Source organism: Arthrobacter sp. 05T444 (assembly GCF_056395905.1).
In genome coordinates, this window is sequence record NZ_JBFTKK010000013.1 from 79,107 (window position 1) to 98,011 (window position 18,905).

Below are 18,905 nucleotides of genomic sequence, written 5' to 3' on the forward strand. Positions count from 1 at the left end.
ACGATGACGAGCTGGGCCAAGCCGAAGCCGGCCCACGACATCCTTGGATACCGCAGGCCGGAAGCGGTGCCGCTTAGGGGGACACGGTCTGCCGCTCATGGGCAAACCGGGCATACTCTTTCAACAGCTCCGGATCATCCACCGACCCGAGATCCGCGACCGTTTCCAGCCGCGCCCCCTGCAGTAGCCGCTTGACGGGAACTTCCAGCTTCTTTCCCGTGCGGGTATGCGGAATGCCAGGCATGAAGACTATCTCGTCGGGCAGGTATCGGACGGAGAGGTTCTCCCGGATGGACCTAGTGATCGCTTCCTTGGCCACATCCGGATTGATGCCGTCGGCCAGGTGGACGAACAGTGGCATGTAGTAATCAGTGCCCAGTTCCGCACCGACAACCAGGGCCTCGGCCACCGCCGGTAGCGATTCAACCACCGTGTATATGTCTGCCGAACCGAGACGCAGCCCGTTGCGGTTGAGGGTCGAGTCGGAACGGCCGTGGATGAGGATTCCGCGAGGGGTGAATTCGATGTAGTCCCCGTGCCGCCACACCCCCGGATACATGGCGAAGTAGCTCTCGTGGTAGCGGCTGCCGTCGTCTCCCCAGAAGCTCAGGGGCATCGAGGGCATCGGCTTGGTCACCACCAGTTCGCCCTTGCCACGGGTGGGATCGCCGGCTTCATCCCACGACTCCACGCGCACCCCGAGGGCCGGAGCCTGGATGTAGCCGACATGCACGGGAAGCGTCGGGGATCCACCCACGAAGATGGAGGCGATGTCTGTACCGCCACTCATCGAGGCCAGCCAGATGTCACCCACACTGCCGTAGACCCAGCGATAGCCGTCGGCCGAGAGCGGCGATCCGGTGACCTGAAGGGATTTCAGGGCGCCCAGGTCGTGGTCCTGCATCGGCACCAGAGCGGCCTTCGCGCAGGAGTGGACGAAGCCCGCACCCACACCAAGGACCGCGACCCGCTCGGCTGCGGCAATTTGCCATACCCGGTCGATCGACGGGAAGGTGGGGTTTCCGTCGACGAGCACCGCTGTCGCCCCCACGCCCAGGGCGGAGACAACTGCGTTCCACAGCACCCAGCTGGTCGAGGCGACGTTGAGGTAACGGTCACCGGGCCGCAGGTCCGAGTGAATGAGGAGCATTTTCATTTCCTCCAGCAGCGCACCGCCGTGGCCGTGCACGATGCCCTTGGGAATGCCAGTGGTCCCTGAGGAGAACAGGACCCACAGGGGGTGGCTGAACTCGACGTCGTCGAAGACAAGATCCGACGGTTCGGCCACGGCCTGGGCCCACTCCACTGCCGGGGCCCGGGTCGGGATACTCGGGACGGAGGTGTGCCGTCCCACCCAGATCACGTGCTCGAGAGTGGGGAGCTGGGCGAAGATTTCCTCCAGCTCCGCGCGGCGGTCCCTGTCCTTCCCGCCGAGCATGTAGCCCGGGGCGGCGATGACGACCTTAGGGGCGAGCTGGGCGAACCGCGAAACGATTGCGCCCGGGCCGAACTCCGGGGCGCAGACGGACCACACGGCACCGATGGAGGCGGTGGCGAGTAGCCCGACGACGGCCTCGGCAACGTTGGGGAGGATCGCCACGACCCGGTCGCCGTGGCCCACGCCGCGGGCACGAAGGTGTGAGGCCAGGGAAGCCACCTCGCGCCGCAGCGCATCCCAGGTGACCGCCTCGCGCGTCCCGTCCTCGGCGATGCCGATCAGTGCGGTTCCGTCGTGACCCTCCAGCAGGTGCCGGGCGAAGTTGAGCGTACGTCCAGGGAACCAGCGCGTGTGCGGCATGGGATCCGTAGTGCAGACGGGCCCTGCAGTCCCGCCGAACTCGACACCCGCAAACCGGGCAAAAAGTTCCCAGAACTGCTCCGGCTCATCCACCGACCACTGCCAAAGCTCGTCATAGCCCCTACCGACGTCGATGCCCTGCCCGCCCAGGAATGCGGCGAAACGTTCGACGGCGGTCTCCGGGCTGCGTTCGAGATCCGGCTCCCAGATCACGTCGCCGTCGGCGGCCTGGGCGTCGAGGATCATGCTCTCTCCAAGGGCCGGGAAGCCTCCCTGCGCCGCTCGGCGATCTGGGCTGCAGAGAGGGGCTCGGTCCCGATCAGCACGAAGAGGACCCGGGCCGTGGTGTCGGTGCGGTTGGACCACGCGTGGCTGGTGGCGCGTTGCACGGCCACGTCGCCGGCGCGCATGGTCGCCTCACCCTCATCAACCAACAACGTGATTTCGCCCTCGAGAACGACGGCGTAATCCAGCGAGTCGGTGCGGTGGAACCAGAAGTGCTTCGATCCGCTGTGCTCGGCTCCCGCTTCGGCCTCCTCGTGCCCGTCGAGCTCGCTGAAGATCACGGAGCCTGCCTCATCCGGATAGACGGAGTCCGGCGGAAAGTCGGCAATACGCAGGATCGTCTCGCCGGCGGCGGGAAAGCTGGGAATCTCCGCGTCCGCTGTGGCCGGGTCGGTGTCACTGACGTGGTCGATGGGTCCGGCTGCGGTCAGCCACGGCACGGTGGCACCGAATCCGGGGATCAGTTCCGAGGACCAGTGGTTGGGCGCGGCCCCGTCCGAGAGGATGATGGCGCGTCCCTGGTCGTCGTGTCCGGTGACGATGCGGCGAACTGGGGGCCGGGTCATTAGGCCACCCATTCTTCGTGCGGGTACGTGCGGGGCTCGGGCCACCAGGGGGCCTTTTGGCGTTCCGTGGAGATCGGGGTGCGCAGAGTGCCGACGCCCTCAAGTTCCAACTCAATGACGTCGCCAGGCTTCAGGAATTTGCCGATCTCAACACCGGCGCCGAAGCCCATGGTGCCCGAACCGATGAGGTCTCCCGGCTGCAGGCGGTCGGAGATCGAGACATAGGCCAGCAACTCGGCGGGGGTGTAGACGAAGTCCTCGACCTTGGTATCGGAGAGCACCTCTCCGTTGACGCGGACCTGGCCGCGCAGTCCCTCGATGGAGTCAATTTCGTCCATGGTGGTGACCCAAGGACCGATGCCATAGCCGAAGTCCTTGCACTTTTGCGGGCCCATGCCAATGGCCATTTCCGCGCCCTGAATATCCCTTGCGCTGAAGTCGTTGAAGATGGTGATGCCAAAGAGGTGATCCAGCGCCTCATCCGGTGTCAGGTCGCTGCCGGCCTTGCCCACCACATACCCCACCTCAAGTTCCCAGTCCAGGGCATCGGTGAAGTCGGGATAGGGCAGTTCCTGGTCGTGCCCGTAGGACATGGCAGTGGTGCCCTTGAAGTAGCCCGGACGATCGTAGATCGAACGTGCCGGCTGTGCCTTGGCAACAATGCGGTGGAAGTTCTGGATGTGCTTCTCGAACGTCAGTCCGTCGCGTATGACCGGGGAGTCGACCGCCGCGCGCCACGAGACCTCGTCGATTCCGTACGAGGCATCGTCTGCAGCGGCAAGTGCATCATGGGCCGCGTCCAGGAAGATCGAGCCGCCGCCAATTCCCGCCGCCAGGCTTCCGGGAAGCACCGCCAACGCGAGCGCACGGGCACGATCCGGCTCGGCGGCCTTGCGCTGAAGTGTCAGGGCGTAGGCGCGCGCAAGGTCAATGACCCGGCCTTGTTCGGGCTGGGCCGCGACGAGTCGGATCTGTTCGCCGTCGGGCGTGGGTACGGCAATTCTTCCCAGTTTCATGGTTGCTCCTATAGTTCTAAATACGATACGTACAGTATCGCATCGGGTTTGTGGAGTTGCAATAGGCAACTTCGTGGGGTGACGCTCAGTTACTGATAGTGGCGGACCGGGTGGCCCTCAAGAGCGGTTCGCCATCGCAGAGCTCCTCCAGGCCGATGTCCGGCGGAAGTATGTCCAGGCTTCGACGAATCCCTGTCAGCAGCTCCAGCCCGCGTTGATCCACCGCAAGTGTGCGGGCCCGTGAGCCCCAGGCGCTCGCGGCCGCGGCTTTGTAACCGCTGCGTTCAAGCAACTCGATGCCGTGAGCATCTGCCATCGACACTCCGGCCTCCACCCCGCGCACCAAGGCACCGAGGTAGCGTTCCAGGTCCTCGGATTCGAGAACCTCGGCGCGGACCACCAGGCCTTGGCCGGGCAGTTCCGGCAGCCGGGCGTTGACATCCAGCACGCGCCGCAAACCGGCCTGTTCGGCCAGTTCGTCGAATGGCGGCCCGAGCAGGGTCGCATCCACTTGACCGCAGAGCAGCGCGTCCAGGCGTTCGCGCACGCCACCGACCACCACAAAATCGACCTCGACGCCGGCGTCCCGAAGCAGCCGCTTGGCGATGAGCGCGAAGCCGTTGTCCGGGGCGTCCACCGCGAACCGGCACCCGGCCAGGTCCGCCAGCGTTTTCGCCTCGCCGCGGGCATGGATGCCCAGCGGCGTGGTCGCCTCGACCTGGGCCACCAGGCGCAGGTCGGCCCCTGCCCGGGTCCACTCGAACAAGTTGTCGATCGCAGTGATGACCATGTCCTGCTCCCCGGCAATCAGGGCCCTCAGCTGTTCGGCGCTCGAGGTGGTCCGGGTGGGCAGCACCTCTAATCCTTGCAGGAATCCCAGTTCGGCCGCCAGCAGATACGACACCGGCGGGACGAAGTGGCTTTGGCGCAGGCTCACGAGGCGGCCCCGCCGGCCGCGGCGACAGCGACCGGGCGATCCACATACCAGGGAGGCAACTGCCCGCTGGGCCCGCGGACCGTCGAACGTTGGGTGCCGAGACCCGAAATCTCCGCTTCCATCACGTCGCCGTCCTGGAGGAATCGGCCCCAATGCGAACCGTTGCCCGCCGGCGAACCGGTGATCAGGACATCCCCGGGCTGCAGCACAGCGACCGAGGAGGCGTAGGCGATCAGGCTCGGGATGTCGAAAAGCAGGTCATCGGCCAGGGCTTCCTGCATCACCTTGCCGTTGAGGCTCAAACGGATCCGCAACTTCGCCGGGTCCGGCACGAACCGCTTCGGCACCACGTAGGGGCCGGTGGGGAAGAACGTCGGCTGGTTCTTCGCCCGGAACCAGTCGGTACCCATCATCGCGATGTCGTTGCGCGGGACGAGCGTGCGCGCGGTGACATCGTTGACAATCGTGTACCCGGCCACGTAGTCGAAGGCGTCCGCGGCCGAGACCCGGTGCGCCCGGCGGCCGATGACCACGCCAAGCTCCAGTTCCCAGTCGATGTTGCCCCCGACATCCGGCAATTGCACATCGTCATAGGCGCCGCAGACCGCCGAGGGGATCCCTGTCCAGACGTACGGGTCGCCAGAGCGGCCGCGCTCATCGATTTCGGCCGCGGCGTCGGCTGCCAGTTGTCCCGCGTCGGCGCCTGCCGCCCCGAGCTTGTGTGCCACGCTCATCTGCACGACGTGTTCGCGGTAGTTGGCCCCGGCAGCAATGATGGTGCCCACCGGCTGCACCGGTGGCAGCACCTTCAGCCCCTCGAGCGGGCGGCCACCGGCCGCGGCCGGGTCGATGGACCCGATCACCTCCAGGTTTGCGTCCCAGTCGGCGAACAGGTCCCCGATCCGCGTGATGCCAGGCACCGCCGTGCGCACGTCAACGACGACGTCCCCGAAGACGGCCCCGGGAAATTCCTCCCCGCCGTCCTCGAAGGTGCCCAACATGAATTGGTTCATGCGTGTTTCTTCCATAAATCCTCCGCTAGTCATCATCTGGTGCCGCTATACCGGCGGGGCGACGTACAGGCCTTGGTCCTTGTCGTTGAACATTTCGCGGGCGATGAATTCGTCCATGTCGCCGCCGGTGCCCCACTGATCGGAGGTTTCAGGTTCCCTGGTGTCATAGATGCTGGGGTGCCAGGTATCCTCGTCGACCGTGTCCAGTGCAGTGGTGTACTCCATGGTGTTGCCGTTGGGATCGTGGAAGTAGGTGAACGTGTTGTCCCCGGCACTGTGCCGTCCCGGGCCCCAGATCTTCTTGAACCCCGCACGCAGCAGTTTGCCGCTGCCGCGCATGTACTCGTCGATCCCGCGCAGCTCGAAAGACGCGTGCTGCAGCGAGGCGTGCGGGCCGCGCGCGATCGCGATGGAGTGGTGCTGTGCATTGCAGCGCATGAAGTAGAAGAGGTCGCCCATGTGCGGGTGGTTCAGGGTGTCCGAAAGGCGGAAGCCCAGGTGCTGCTCATACCAGGCGCGCATCTTCTCCGGCTCCGGGGAGTTGAGCACTACGTGGGAGAGCTTCACCGGGATGGCCTCGCGTTCCTCGATCTTGCGGTGCTTACGCACCTCGACGTCGGATGAGACCTCGATGGTGCGCCCCTCCAAGTCGAAGAAGCGGAAGCCGTATCCGCCGCCAAGAGTCTTGACGTCATCGGGTTCGCCAATGAGCTTCACGCCCTTGGCGATGAGGTCCGACGCGAGCTGGTCAACCGACGCCTTGTCCGCCGCGCCGAACGCGACCATGTCAAGGCGCTTTTCATCGGCCTTGCGCACGCGGACCGAATACTGTTCCGGGGAACCCTCGGCGGCGAAGTAGGTCACGCCGCCGTCGTTCTCCATTTCGGTGAGCCCCCAGTGGTTCTTGTAGAACTCGACCTGCTTTTGGTAATCGGGCACCGCGATGTCGAAGTGCCTCAGGTGTGTGATCGGGCTGAATGCCATGATGGTCTCCTGTGTTCTGACGCAGATGTGGGTCTAGATATGTGCCGGCACGTGGCGGCCGACTTTCGGGATGCTGCCGATAAGGCGTTCGAAGGCCTCGAGGGTGTCGCCAAGGCCCAGGATGTACCGGTCCGGACGAACGACGACGATGCTGGCGCCGGCGGCAGCAAGGATCTGGCCGACCTTAGCCGGATCGAAGAGCACGACGACATCGTCGTTCCCCTCCAGCTGTATGCGCAGGGAGGAAGGGAGCGCGGCATAGAGCTCGCGGGTGGTTGCCACCAGGAAGCGGGAACCCACCATGTCGTCCAAGCGAACCCCATCGGCGAGAATCGGCTGCATGCCGAGCCGGCCGGCACGGTCATCGGTGCCGCCTTCGTGCAGGCCCGGTCCCAGCGGGGGTGAAACGGGAGCTGATGCCGCGGGGTTCGCCCGGATGAAGGCGTCACGCTGCTTTGCCACCCCGGCGTCAGTGGTCTGCAGGAAGCCGGCGGCGTTGGCCGCCTGCTCAACCCAGAAGCGTGCGTGCGGCAGACGCTCGCTCTCATAGGTGTCAAGGAGACTGTCGTCGGCCGCACCGCGCTTGACCGCATCGAGCTTCCACACCAGGTTGGCAACATCACGTATTCCGGCGCACAGGCCCTGCCCAAACAGCGGAGGGGCCTGATGTGCGGCGTCGCCTGCCAGGAAGATGTTCCCGGCACGCCACTGTTGGGAAATGCGTCCCCGGAATGTGTAGGTCGCCAACCGGTCTGCGGTGAACTTGTCTGCCGGCAGTACGCCGTGGCTGAGGCGTTCGAGGCCGGCGGGGGTAGCAATTTCCTCGGGATCGTCCCCGGGCATCAGCATGAACTCCATCCGCACCCGCTTGCCCGGCAACCGGATCCACAGGGCGGGCCGGGTGTGGTGGCCCAGGAAGATCATGTCGGACGACAGGCCCGGGCTGTCTTCAAGGATCCCGTCGGCGACCAGCCACTGCGCATCCTCGCCGATTTTTTCGGTCTCGATGTTCAGTGCCTTGCGGCTCTGCGAGCGGGCTCCGTCCGCTGCGATGGCCCAACGGGCACGGATGAGGGACTCCTCGCCGTCCGAGCTGCGCACCGCGACTTCGACACCCTCTTCGGCATTGCGTACCGAGAGCACGGTCATGCCGCGGCGCAGCTCCACACCGGGCAGTTCCTCAACGACCTCCTGCAGCAGGACTTCGATGTCAGGCTGGTGAAAAGTAAGGTCGTCGTGCCAACCCTGGGCCCCGAGTCGTCCGGTCGGCACGGACACCAGGACCTCGCGCTCCTCGTTCTCGATGTGCATCGAAGCCATCGGCAAGGTGGCCTTGGCGAAGCGCTCGGCAACCCCCAGCGACTGGAGGGTACGGAAGGTCTCGCCATCGAAGTGCACGGCGCGCGCAGTCGGCCATGCCTGGACCTCGCGTTCCACGCCGACTGCACTCAGGCCGGCACGGCCCAGCATAGCCAGGGCCGTTACCCCCACGGGCCCTCCCCCGACCACCACCACGTCAACGTTGACGATGTCAGTCATCTCACTCCTTCAAGTTCAGTACGTATCGTTTCGGATAGAATGTAACACGCATCACTTCGTGGCACAAGAGCGCTGGAAGGCTGCGATGCGCGTCAGCTTTGCGTCTTAGGCCCTCCACACAGTTTTGAGGTTGCAGAACTCCCGGATGCCTACCGCGGCGAGCTCACGTCCGAAACCGGAGCGCTTGATCCCGCCGAACGGCAACTCCTGGTAGGAGACGGTCATACCGTTGATGAATACCGCGCCGGCGTCGAGATTGGCCGTGAACCACTCTTCCTCCTGGGCGTCACCGGTCCAGACCGCACTGGAAAGACCGAAAGTGGTCTGATTGGCGATCCTCAGGGCGTCCTCGCGATCCGCCGCACGGTAGAGGGATGCGACGGGCCCGAAGGTCTCCTCCTGGATGATCCGCATCTCTTCGGTAAGGCCGGCGAGCACAGTGGGGGCATAGAAAAAGCCGGGGCCCTCGGGAATCGTCCCGCCGGTAAGCACCTGGGCGCCCAGGGAGCGGGCGTCCTCAACGAGCTCGGCCAGCTCGTCGCGTCCGGACGCGGTGGCCAGCGGCCCCACCTGGGTTGCGGGGTCCAGCGGATCCCCGACGACAAGGTCCGACATCAGCTTCACGAATTCGGCGGCGAACGCGTCATAGACCTCGGTGTGCACGATGAAGCGCTTGCCGGCAATGCAGGACTGGCCGTTGTTGCTGATTCGCGCGCGTACGGCGGTCGCTGCAGCGGCGGCGACGTCTGCCGAGGGCATGACGATGAACGGGTCCGAGCCGCCCAATTCCAGCACGGACTTCTTCACGTGGTCAGCGGCAATGGAGGCCACCGAGCGTCCTGCCGGCTCGGAACCCGTCAGGGTCACCGCCTTGACCCGCGGATCGGCAAGGACGGCCCCCACCTCGGAACCGCCGATCAGCAGGGTGCGGAAGGAGCCCACCGGGAACCCTCCCCGCTCAAAGAGGGTGTCGAGGAAAAGCGCGGCCTGGGGCACGTTCGAGGCATGCTTGAGCAGACCGGAGTTACCGGCCATGAGCGCCGGTGCCGCAAACCGGATGACCTGCCAGAGCGGGTAGTTCCACGGCATGACCGCAAGGACGGTGCCCAGCGGCTCGTACCGGGTCCAGGCACGGCTTGCGCCGACCGTTGAGGGGTCCGCCAGCGGGGCGTCGGCGAGGAATTGCTCAGCGTTCGCGGCGTAGAAGCGCATGGCCTTGACGCACTTGTGCACCTCGGCGATCGATTGCCCAATCGGCTTGCCCATCTCGACGGTGATCAGCTCGCCCAGGCCCTCCGCTTGGTCCTCCAGAATGTCCGCCGCGGCCAGCATCCATTGTGCGCGCTTGTCAAACGTGGTGTCCCGCAGCAGCCGCGCCGCTTCGGCGGCTTCCGCGACGCGGTCCTGGACTTCTTGGGCCGTATGCGGCTCAATGATGATTTCGGTCAAGCCGGTGGTCGGGTTGATGGTTGCGATTGCCATGGTTGGATCCTTTTCCTCGAGACGTGTTCTCGATCACGATTGTATAGGATACGATTCGTATCGGACACTATTTAGGTCTACACAATAAATCCACCCACGCCCGCAGCCCGTGGACCGGCTGCCCGACATCCAAGGAGTGCCCGTGAGCACCACTGGCGAGTTGCCGACCAAACTTCCGCTCTTTCTCACCGACGCCGACGTTGCCAGCCTTTCGGACTGGGCCGCGGCGATCGAAGCCATCCGCGCCGCCTACAAGGCTCCCGGCGACGAGGCCGGAACCCCGGGGCGGATCTTCGCCCAGACACCGCGGGAGTGGTTGCGGATCATGCCCTCGGTACCGCCCAGCGGCCAGCTGTTCGGCGCAAAGTCAATCGCCGGGTCCTTCGCTGACGGCCTGCGCGTCAGCTACTTGATTTCACTCTTCGACAAGGACACCGCGGATTTGGTGGCACTCGTTGACGGAAATCGCGTCACCGGCCTGCGCACCGCCGCGACCACTGCTGTGGGCACGTCCACGATCGTGCCGCCACGGCCGCTGACCGTGGGCGTTATCGGCTCGGGCTTTGAGGCCCGCTCCCATCTGACTGCCTTTTCCCACCTGCTGGAGTTTGCCGACATCCGCGTGTTCAGCCCGACCCCTGCAAACCGCGAGGCCTTTGCGGCCGAGTTCGACGGCGCGTTCGGGGCTCCCGCGCGGGCTGTCGACTCGGCCCGCGAGGCCGCGGAAGGCGCGGATCTCATCCTTTGCGCAGCACGCTCCCGTGATGAATCCCCGACCCTGCAGGCCGAATGGGTAGGTAAGAACACCGCTGTAGTATCGATCGGCTCCACCACCGCTGCCCAGCGTGAGCTGCCCGCCGAACTCATCGCCCGCGCCGCGGTGGTCGTGGTGGATTCCCGTGACGAGGTCGTCAACGACAGCGGGGACATGATCGCCGCCCGCGCGCACGGCGTCGATGTCGATTCGATCGTTGTCACCCTCAATGCCGTCCTGTCCGGTGAAACCGAGATCGATTCCGCGCACGGGATCCGGATCTACAAGTCGACAGGTTCCGGCCTGCAGGACATCGTGGTTGCCGAGATGCTCGTGGACCGCGCCCGCGCCGAGGGCATCGGAACCGTCCTGCCCGTCGGCATTGTCACCAGCCGCAAATAACACCTCACAGAAATAAAGGAGAACACCATGGTGGAATACACCAAATCCGAGGCCCGATCCTGGGCCAAGGAGAACTTCACCGGCACCGTCGCGGTGACTCACCCATCGTTCACCCCTGACTTCTCGGGCATCAACGAGAACGCGATCCGCCACGACATCCTCCTGCTGAAGGAACGCGGCTACGCCGGTTCCCTGATCATCGCCGAAGCCAATGTCACCCCGGAGGAGAACGCCCGGATCACGGCCGTCGCCCGCGAAGCAGCCGGCCCGGACTTCGCCCTCTTCTTCCACGCCATCTTCGGCACCCTGGAAGAAAACATCCACGCAGCAAACCTGGCCACCAAGGCAGGCGCCGACCGCGCCCTGCTGGCCTACCCCTCATCGTTCTGGCCGACCTCCTACGACGAGGTCTTCGACTACACCAAGCGTTTCACCGACGAAACCGACCTGGCCACCATGCTGTTCCCGCTCCCGGCCTGGGGCTTCGAACGCATCCACCCGGCCGGCATGAGCGTGGACTTCGTGCGCCGCGTCCTCGACGCCATGCCGAGCATCGTCGCCATCAAGGCCGAACAGGGCTACCCGGGCATCCCGGGAGTCATGGAAATGTACCACCACTTCCGCGACGAAGTGGTGATCTCCTGCCCCATCGAGGCCGAAATAATCCCCCTCATGTCGGTCCTGGACGTCCAATTCTCCGGCACCGCGAACACGAACTGGATGGGCGACTACTACCCCAAGACCTTCGAGCTGGCGCGCGCCGGCAAGTGGGAAGAAGCCATGGAGCGCTACTGGGAGGTTCAGCCGGCCCGGGCCGCCAACATCGCCGTTTCGTCCACATCCACCCCGGGCACCAGCTCCATCAACCGAACCCAATGGAAATACCAGGAATGGCTCTCCGGCTTCAACGGCGGCGCCTTGCGCCCGCCGGCAGTCAGACTTCCCGACCGCTTCATGAAGCAGCTGCGCGCAAGCCTGGAAGCCTCGGGACTGCCCGTCACCGACTCCCCTGACTCCGAGTACCTGCGCGGACGCGTCAGCGCCTAACCGCTTCCGGACTTGTGCCGGCCTTGGAAAGCCCCTTGGAACATCGAATCAGTCTGCTGGTTCCGTGTTCCAAGGGGTTTCTTTGTGTATGGGACAGCGTGCCGGAGAAGATGCAGCACCCGAACCGGGTATACGCCACTACAGCGCTTTGCCGAAGTGGTTGCTCAAGCATCAGGCAGGGTTGCTTGCGCAGCCCAGTCGGTGGCATTGCCCGCAGGCCAATCGTGACCGAGCCTGGGGCCCGATCCAACGAACAGAGCCGCATTTGTCGGAAGCATCAGAATCCACGGTGAAAAGATGGTTCGTTGAGCATCGAATCGGGCCACCAACGGGCCAGCGGCCGCGTACCCTGCGTGGTGCTTTCCGAGCCGGTGGCCTCATGTCACGGTGCAGACCAAACTGAAGTGCCCTTTCCACGATGGATGTCCATTAGACCATCCACCGTGGTAAGGGCACTCGACTCCGGTTCAAGACTTGTGATGGTTCTTCACCCGCGTTCGAGTCAGGCTATGAAATTCTCCGAAGAACGCATTGAACCGCTCACCGACCGGCGTTCGTGCCGGCACCCCGGCCATGGTGGCCACGGGGACTCGTTGACATCACTCCATAACGGTCGCGCGCGCCGGGGCTCCTTCCGCAGGCAGGGGGCCAGTTGGACCGACCTGGGTTTGCTCCGGCACCCGGGTCCGCCGCGACTGCCGGCGAAGCCCCGTCAACGAACCCAAGAGCACGCCGATGGGCAACAGCAGAACCAGGAACAAACTCGAGAGGCCCATTCCGGCGGCGATCAGCGTGCCACCGGCAACGCCGCCCGCGGCCGCTCCCAGCCGTCCGCCGAATTCCGCGACGCCTATTCCCGCGCCCCGTATGTGGTCCGGGTAGGCCATGGCGGCCAGGACGCTCCGTGTGGGGCCGAAGGCAGTTGGCAAAATGAAGCCGGTGATCCCCAAGACCACGATCAGGGAACCGAATCCCGGATCGGGCAGGAGGTAAACCACGACCGACATGACGGCAGACAACCCGAGGACAACTCCGATGACCAGGAAACGGGACACCGTGGCCAGAATGGCGCCAAGTACCACGCCTCCCAAGACACTCATCAATCCATAGACACCGACGATGGTGCTGCTCTGCACTGTGTTGAGACCGGGCACCGGAAGCTGCAACAAGGTAGGCAGGTACTGGGCGATCAGCAATTGGGTGCCCAAGGAGAAGAAGCCGAATAGCCACAACAGGACCGTCGTGGGGGCAAGTGGCCGCGACAGGATGGTCCGCACAGACGCATCGGACCCCGACGTCGGAACCCTTGAACCGAGACCGTCCGATTCCCGTCCCCGGCCAGCCAGGGACACTGCGTTTTCCGCACGGCGCCTCGCCGAGAGAAAGGCAGGGGATTCGGGCACGACGACGGCAAGCACGACGATTACTGCCAACGGGATCAGGCCTCCCACCGCGAGGAGCACCCGCCACCCGGACGTTGGGAGCAAGACACCGGCCAGAGCTGCGCCGACCGTTGTCCCCAGGCCCACCCCGGCATACGCCATCGCGAGCAGTGCCGCGCGCCGTCGTTCGGGAATCAGGTCCGCCAGCAGGGTGTTTCCGGACGCCATCGCCGCGCCCATGCCCATGCAGGACAGTATCCGCCACGCGGCGAATGCCGTGAAGTCGCCAGACGTTCCCCCCAGGGCGGTGGCCCCGCCGAAGACGACCACGCTACCGACGAGGACGAACTTGCGTCCCCACCTATCAGACAGGCCGCCAGCGACGACCGCACCAAGGCCCATCGCCAGGAAGCCAACGGCTACCACGAAGGCAATGCCGCCCCCGACGGAGACTCCCCAGCTCTTGATGAGCGTGGGAAAGATGTGGCTGACGATCGTGACGTCCATGCCATCGGACAGCAGGACGAGCGTGATCAGAGTGAAGTAGATCCAGTGCCTGCGCGTCAGGCGCTCGGAGCCCGGCCTGCCGCAAGACGGGCCACCGGATTCATCCCTCGTATTCAATGCTCGCGCCATCCTATGCGCCGGGCTGGGAGAAGAACTCATTGAGGCGATTGGTGGGCAGGTAGTCCTCGGGGGCACCGGCCAGATCGCTCAGGTCATTGTGGTCCCACGAGGAATCCGCGACCTTGGCGAGGTTCTCCCGGGAGACGATCACCGAGGGTTCAACAATCTGGTTGATCTTCGGACCCTGGCCCTTCAGGATGCGCAGCGCCACGTCGGCCACTGCCTCACCGGTGCGCACGGACGGGGTCGTGGTTCCAAAGTACGGGTAGTCCTGCTTTGCCAGCGCCCAGGAAGAGAATCCGCGGCTCGATCCGTCGTCCGCGATCGGCGGCACGTCCATGCCCGATTCCTCAAAGGCGTTGCGGATGCCTACGCCCATCGTTCCGGCCTGAAGAACGGCGGCAACCCCGGCAGGGTTGGTCGCAAGGAACTTCTGGACCTCCGCCTGGGCCGTTGCCGGTTGGAAGAAGCCGGTGACCGACCCGGCCACCTTGATCTCCGGGCAGTTCTTCAGGACGGCATCGATGCCCAGGGTTGCGAAGGTCGAGACGGGGATACCCGGGATGCCGTCGACGCGCAGGACGTTACCCTTTCCCCCGATTGACCTCAGCGTGCCTGCGGTGACCTGGGCGATCGCCAGCGGGGTATTCCTCGTCACGCTGACGGCGTACTCGGAATCGATCGGCACCTGAGCAGCAACCAGCGGGATGCCGGCGTCAAATGCGGCCTTGGCCAGGCCCACAGAAGGCTCCGGTGCGATGGGCGTGTAAATGATCACGTCCGGCTTGAGCGAGAGCGCCTCATTGAACTGCTGGAGCTGAAGGGGCACATTCGACGGGTCATCCGGGGCGAATTCGCCTACGATCTTGACACCACTTGCCTTCAGGCTCGTGCGGATCGCCCCCGACATGGAGGCAATGAAAGGGCTGGCAGGTGGCATGCCCACGATCGCGGCCGTGAAACCGTCAATCTTCTTCGACTTGTAGCCGGCCCATGCCGATTTCCGGATCTCGTACGGGTAGAGGCTATACCCCGCGGCGATATCCTTGGGGAAACCGGCCAGCAGGCCGTTCGGATCGTTGACCGTATCCGTCGGCAGCGACCCGCAGGTCCCTGCGGCCGCCGACTCCGCCGACCCGGACGTGTTCCCGCCGGCGGAGCCCGGGGCCGCTGGCCCAGATGCCGCACAGCCCGTCAGGGCGAGGGCGCTTGCCCCCAGGATCGCGGCGCCGACTGTTGTGAAACGGGGGAAAGAGGTCATCTTCTTCATGTGTTCTTCCTTGCCGAGTGAACGCGTCGTTGCGTATCGCATAAGAGTAGCCACATGCTGTACGATTCGTCTAGTTTCGCATATGACCCACACCACATCGATTGCCAAGGAGATCCGCCGTGAACGACCAACCATCCGGCCTGGTGCTCACCGGGGTGAGCAAGCGCTTCGGTGCCACCCGCGCCCTCATCCACGGCGACCTCCATCTCAGGCCGGGCGAAATCCACACACTCCTGGGGGAAAACGGCTCCGGGAAAAGCACTCTCGTCAAGATCATGGGAGGCGTCCACCGCCCCGATTCCGGCACCGTCACCTTGGACGGCGTCCCCGTATCGAGCCGATCGCCCCGAGCTGCCATGGACCTGGGGATTGCGACGGTATTCCAGGAAGTCCTCACCGCGGGGAGCCAATCAGTCCTCGACAACGTCTGGCTCGGGTCCCACGGAGTGTTTCGTCGCCGACTGGGCCGCGCCGAGCAGCGAGCACTAGCCCAAGACGTCCTGAAACGCATCGCAGGCGAGATTCCGCTGGATCTTCCCGCGGGCAAGCTGTCGCTCTCCGAGCGCCAGTCCCTGTGTATTGCCCGCGCACTCGTGCGCAACCCCAAGGTGCTCATCCTCGACGAGTCGACGGCCTCCCTGGACGTCAGCTCCCGTGACCGGCTCTTCGTGGAGATGCGCCGGCTCGCGGCCGAGGGCACTGCCATCCTGTTCATCTCGCACCGCATGGACGAGGTCGCGGAGATCTCGGACCGGGTCACCGTCCTACGGTCCGGGCGCAGTGTCTCCACCGTGGAGAGATGGGATCTATCCGTCAACCGCTTAATCGCGGACATGACCGGAAACTCCGGCCATGACGACACCCGCCGGCAACCGCATGTTCCCGGGGACAGCGTCCTTCAGGGAGCGGCCGTCCGTCTGGCACCGGCGTCGGCACCCATCGACTTCGAGCTGCGCGCTGGCGAGATCGTGGGCCTCGCGGGGCTCGAGGGCCACGGCCAGGACCAGTTCATCAAGCGCCTGGCCGGTGTGGCGGGTGGGCCCGGCAGCGTCGTGCGCGTTCTTCCCGAGGGCGCCGCAGAGCTTACCGAGCGCAACGGGGATGTCCTGGGGGTGGCCTACCTGCCGCGCGAACGTCGCGGCGAGTCGCTGTTCGAGTCCATGTCGATCCGCGAAAACTTCGCACTCCCGACCCTGGCCAAGGACCGCCGCGGCGGGCTGCTGGACACCCGCAGCACTACCCGCCGGTTCGATGCCTTCGCCGACTTACTGTCCCTGCGCTTCGGTGCCGCGCACGATGCCATCTCCACTCTGTCCGGCGGCAACCAGCAGAAGGTGCTGCTGGCCCGGTGGCTTGCCACCGACCCCAAGGTCCTGCTGCTCAACGACCCCACCCGAGGGGTTGACATCGGGACCAAGCGGGAGATCTACGCAATCCTGCATCGGCTCAGCGCCGAGGGCATGAGTATCGTGGTCCTCTCCAGCGAGGTCGACGAGCTCGTGGACCTCGCTGATCGCGTCCTGGTCTTCCGCGACCAAGCGGTATTCGCCCAGATCCCCCACCCACAGCTGTCCACCGAATCCATCGTCGCCGCATACTTCGGCCAGAAATCAGAGGTCCTCACATGAACCGCGTCCTGACCCTGTTCCAGCGCTGGCCCTTCGCCTTTGCCCTGCTGCTCGCACTGGTGCTGCTGGTGCTGAACCTTTTCGTTTCACCGTCCTTCCTCTCCCCCGCGCGCCTGCCCGGCACCCTGGCCACGCTGGCGCCGTTCGTGCTGGTGGGATTCGCTTCCACGCCTTCGATCCTCGCCGGCGGCATCGACATCTCTGTCGGCCCGCTGGCCACGTTCATCAACTGCTTCTTCGTCGCCATCCTCATCCCCGCGGGGATGGGCAACTGGCAGCTGGCAGCTCCCATCATCCTGGCCGTTGCCGCCGGGATCGGTGCCCTGAACGGAATTCTGGTCGCTGTGGTGCGACTGCACCCGGTGGTCGCCACCACCGGGATGCTGTTCCTGCTCGTGGGACTGTCGCTGAGCATCGCCCAGAACCCGGTGGCTGCCCCGGATAACTGGACCGAGGTCTTTTCCGGAGGCATTGGCATCGTCCCGGGCGCACTCCTGACGATTGGCGCCGCCGGGGTCATCTGGTTCACCCTTCGCCGCACGGCATTTGTCAGCAATCTCCTGGCCACCGGCGAGAGCGATGTCTCCGCCTACGGTTCCGGGGTCAACATCAAGGTTATCCGGATCCTCGCCTACACCCTCGGCGGGCTGTTTGCCGGGATCGCCGGCATTGCGTTGACGGCCATTGTGCAGTCATCGCAATCCTCGCTCGCCTCTACCTATGCCCTGCTGGGCCTCGCCGCCGCTGTCCTGGGCGGAACCAGCCTCGCCGGCGGCCGCGGTGGTCTGTTGGGCGCACTCTTCGGAGCGGTCTCCATTTATCTCCTGCAGCAATTGCTCACCGCCTCGGGCGTGGCCCCCAGCCTCATCCAATTCGCCTACGGCGCCGTCCTCGTCGTCGGCGTCGTGCTGGGCGCGACGCTGCTGGCACCCCGCTTGAAGAGGAACGCATCATGACCAGTGACACATTGTCCCCCGCGGAAACACCGCACGCCCCAACGTCCCGGCAGAGGGCCTTGACCAGGTTCAAGGCATGGGTTTTGGAAGTGCCTGTCTTGCAAGTCCTGGTCGTACTGGCCTTGGCGGCCTGGCTGGTCTTTACCATCCCTGCCATCGCAAACCCCAGGTCCGTCACGTCGATCCTGGTCATCACTTCCCTGTTGGCTCTAGCGGCAATGGGGCAGACGCTCGTGGTGATCCTGGGCGGACTGGACCTGGCTGCGCCAGGCTACATCCTCTTTGGCGCCTTCATTGCGGCGAACGTTGCTGGCAAGCTCGCGGTGCCGGCGGTTGTGGCCGTGCTGATCACGGTCGTAGTCTGTGGCGGCATCGGCGCCCTGATCGGCTGGATCTGCCACCGCTTCGCGGTCCAGCCACTGGTCGTCACGTTGGGTACCGGCGCGGCACTGACGGGCGCGACGCTCTTCCTCGCCGACGGCGACTACTCCTCAGCCCCGCCGCAGGCGCTGCGTTCTTTGGCGAGCCTCCGGGGAACCACCTTTGGAATGCCGTTCCCGCCGATCATCCTGATCGTGCTCCTCTGCGGGGTGGGCTTGTGGATTTTCCTCAACCGAACCGCGGCCGGACGCCGCTTCCATGCCACGGGAGTCAACTTCCGGGCAGCCCGCCTGACCCGAATTCGCACCTCCGCCGTGTGGACCCTAGTTTTTGCCGCATCCGGCGCCTTGGCCGGGATCGCCGGCATCTTCATTGCCTCCTACGGCTCGGGATGGTCCCAAACCATCGGGGAACCGTACCTGTTCTCTGGCCTGGCAGCAGTCCTCGTTGGAGGCACCATCTTCGGCTCCATCCGCGGCAGCTACACCCGGACGCTGCTCGGCGCCCTCACCCTCACCCTTTTGTCCACGATCATCGTGAGTAACGGACTCTCCGAAGCGCAGAGCCGCATCATCTTTGGGATCATCATCCTTGCCGTCGTCTCGCTCTACGGACGGGAACGTCACGTCCGCGACAGGTTCTGAGTCCTGGTCTTACGTACACATAAAGAACGGGGATGCCCCTGCCAATGGGCAGGGGCATCCCCGTCTGCGCTTCCGCCCGCTGTGATTGGGTAGGGCCAGCCGAATTACCGCTGCCCTCTTCTATGAATCACACGCCGAGGCTCACATCATTTCTTCCCCACAGTGAGCCGTCCCTAGTATTTCTTCTGCGCGTT

Annotated in this window: 15 protein-coding genes; 5 read left to right on the forward strand and 10 right to left on the reverse strand. The window is 65.0% G+C overall.

Features of this window, described 5'->3' with window-relative positions; all coding sequences use genetic code 11:
• Positions 1 to 73: 73 nt before the first annotated feature.
• From AC1DD3_RS13775 to AC1DD3_RS13810, 8 genes are all read right to left on the reverse strand, one after another.
• Positions 74 to 2,044, reverse strand: a complete 1,971-nt coding sequence (locus tag AC1DD3_RS13775) for an acetoacetate--CoA ligase (protein ID WP_476881901.1) — start codon at positions 2,042 to 2,044, stop codon at positions 74 to 76.
• A complete protein-coding gene (locus AC1DD3_RS13780; RefSeq protein ID WP_476881902.1) occupies positions 2,041 to 2,649 on the reverse strand; it encodes a cupin domain-containing protein in 609 nt (202 codons plus the stop codon). The genes AC1DD3_RS13775 and AC1DD3_RS13780 overlap by 4 nt, the downstream gene beginning before the upstream one ends.
• Positions 2,649 to 3,665: a fumarylacetoacetate hydrolase family protein gene (locus AC1DD3_RS13785; RefSeq protein ID WP_476881903.1), complete on the reverse strand. Its 1,017-nt coding sequence runs from the start codon at positions 3,663 to 3,665 to the stop codon at positions 2,649 to 2,651. Before AC1DD3_RS13785 ends, AC1DD3_RS13780 begins: the two co-directional genes overlap by 1 nt.
• An 85-nt stretch (positions 3,666 to 3,750) precedes the next feature.
• On the reverse strand, positions 3,751 to 4,602 hold the full coding sequence (locus tag AC1DD3_RS13790) for an ABC transporter substrate-binding protein (RefSeq protein ID WP_476881904.1): 852 nt from the start codon (positions 4,600 to 4,602) through the stop codon (positions 3,751 to 3,753).
• Complete coding sequence (locus tag AC1DD3_RS13795) at positions 4,599 to 5,615, reverse strand: fumarylacetoacetate hydrolase family protein (protein WP_476881905.1); 1,017 nt, start codon at positions 5,613 to 5,615, stop codon at positions 4,599 to 4,601. Before AC1DD3_RS13795 ends, AC1DD3_RS13790 begins: the two co-directional genes overlap by 4 nt.
• 45 nt (positions 5,616 to 5,660) lie before the next feature.
• Entirely contained in the window at positions 5,661 to 6,599 is a 939-nt protein-coding gene (locus AC1DD3_RS13800; protein ID WP_476881906.1) for a VOC family protein, read from the reverse strand.
• Between the two features lie 33 nt (positions 6,600 to 6,632).
• Positions 6,633 to 8,138: a bifunctional 3-(3-hydroxy-phenyl)propionate/3-hydroxycinnamic acid hydroxylase gene (locus AC1DD3_RS13805; RefSeq protein WP_476881907.1), complete on the reverse strand. Its 1,506-nt coding sequence runs from the start codon at positions 8,136 to 8,138 to the stop codon at positions 6,633 to 6,635.
• Between the two features lie 105 nt (positions 8,139 to 8,243).
• Positions 8,244 to 9,620, reverse strand: a complete 1,377-nt coding sequence (locus tag AC1DD3_RS13810; RefSeq protein ID WP_476881908.1) for an aldehyde dehydrogenase family protein — start codon at positions 9,618 to 9,620, stop codon at positions 8,244 to 8,246.
• Positions 9,621 to 9,762: 142 nt separating this feature from the next.
• Here AC1DD3_RS13810 and AC1DD3_RS13815 point away from each other — a divergent pair, with 142 nt between their 5' ends.
• Together AC1DD3_RS13815 and AC1DD3_RS13820 are read left to right on the forward strand one after the other, a co-directional pair.
• Positions 9,763 to 10,776, forward strand: coding sequence for an ornithine cyclodeaminase family protein (locus AC1DD3_RS13815; RefSeq protein WP_476881909.1), 1,014 nt, complete (start codon positions 9,763 to 9,765; stop codon positions 10,774 to 10,776).
• A gap of 27 nt (positions 10,777 to 10,803) precedes the next feature.
• Positions 10,804 to 11,823, forward strand: a complete 1,020-nt coding sequence (locus tag AC1DD3_RS13820; protein WP_476881910.1) for a dihydrodipicolinate synthase family protein — start codon at positions 10,804 to 10,806, stop codon at positions 11,821 to 11,823.
• A 599-nt stretch (positions 11,824 to 12,422) separates the two neighbouring features.
• Here AC1DD3_RS13820 and AC1DD3_RS13825 read toward each other — a convergent pair.
• Both AC1DD3_RS13825 and AC1DD3_RS13830 read right to left on the reverse strand, forming a co-directional pair.
• Positions 12,423 to 13,829 (reverse strand): MFS transporter, encoded by a 1,407-nt coding sequence (locus tag AC1DD3_RS13825; protein ID WP_476881911.1) that lies wholly within the window; start codon positions 13,827 to 13,829, stop codon positions 12,423 to 12,425.
• Between the two features lie 13 nt (positions 13,830 to 13,842).
• Positions 13,843 to 15,102, reverse strand: coding sequence for a substrate-binding domain-containing protein (locus AC1DD3_RS13830; RefSeq protein WP_476881912.1), 1,260 nt, complete (start codon positions 15,100 to 15,102; stop codon positions 13,843 to 13,845).
• A 119-nt stretch (positions 15,103 to 15,221) separates the two neighbouring features.
• Here AC1DD3_RS13830 and AC1DD3_RS13835 point away from each other — a divergent pair, with 119 nt between their 5' ends.
• The 3 genes from AC1DD3_RS13835 to AC1DD3_RS13845 are packed head-to-tail and all read left to right on the forward strand — an operon-like array spanning position 15,222 to position 18,711.
• On the forward strand, positions 15,222 to 16,730 hold the full coding sequence (locus AC1DD3_RS13835) for a sugar ABC transporter ATP-binding protein (RefSeq protein WP_476881913.1): 1,509 nt from the start codon (positions 15,222 to 15,224) through the stop codon (positions 16,728 to 16,730).
• A complete protein-coding gene (locus AC1DD3_RS13840; protein ID WP_476881914.1) occupies positions 16,727 to 17,686 on the forward strand; it encodes an ABC transporter permease in 960 nt (319 codons plus the stop codon). Before AC1DD3_RS13835 ends, AC1DD3_RS13840 begins: the two co-directional genes overlap by 4 nt.
• Positions 17,683 to 18,711, forward strand: coding sequence for an ABC transporter permease (locus AC1DD3_RS13845; RefSeq protein WP_476881915.1), 1,029 nt, complete (start codon positions 17,683 to 17,685; stop codon positions 18,709 to 18,711). The genes AC1DD3_RS13840 and AC1DD3_RS13845 overlap by 4 nt, the downstream gene beginning before the upstream one ends.
• Positions 18,712 to 18,905 lie beyond the last annotated feature (194 nt).

Bases quoted from the DNA above. Each gene is read 5' to 3' on its own strand.
- AC1DD3_RS13775 (WP_476881901.1), bottom strand. From the start codon at position 2,044: ATGATCCTCGACGCCCAGGCCGCCGACGGCGACGTGATCTGGGAGCCG.
- AC1DD3_RS13780 (WP_476881902.1), bottom strand. From the start codon at position 2,649: ATGACCCGGCCCCCAGTTCGCCGCATCGTCACCGGACACGACGACCAG.
- AC1DD3_RS13785 (WP_476881903.1), bottom strand. From the start codon at position 3,665: ATGAAACTGGGAAGAATTGCCGTACCCACGCCCGACGGCGAACAGATC.
- AC1DD3_RS13795 (WP_476881905.1), bottom strand. From the start codon at position 5,615: ATGAACCAATTCATGTTGGGCACCTTCGAGGACGGCGGGGAGGAATTT.
- AC1DD3_RS13800 (WP_476881906.1), bottom strand. From the start codon at position 6,599: ATGGCATTCAGCCCGATCACACACCTGAGGCACTTCGACATCGCGGTG.
- AC1DD3_RS13805 (WP_476881907.1), bottom strand. From the start codon at position 8,138: ATGACTGACATCGTCAACGTTGACGTGGTGGTGGTCGGGGGAGGGCCC.
- AC1DD3_RS13810 (WP_476881908.1), bottom strand. From the start codon at position 9,620: ATGGCAATCGCAACCATCAACCCGACCACCGGCTTGACCGAAATCATC.
- AC1DD3_RS13820 (WP_476881910.1), top strand. From the start codon at position 10,804: ATGGTGGAATACACCAAATCCGAGGCCCGATCCTGGGCCAAGGAGAAC.
- AC1DD3_RS13830 (WP_476881912.1), bottom strand. From the start codon at position 15,102: ATGAAGAAGATGACCTCTTTCCCCCGTTTCACAACAGTCGGCGCCGCG.
- AC1DD3_RS13840 (WP_476881914.1), top strand. From the start codon at position 16,727: ATGAACCGCGTCCTGACCCTGTTCCAGCGCTGGCCCTTCGCCTTTGCC.
- AC1DD3_RS13845 (WP_476881915.1), top strand. From the start codon at position 17,683: ATGACCAGTGACACATTGTCCCCCGCGGAAACACCGCACGCCCCAACG.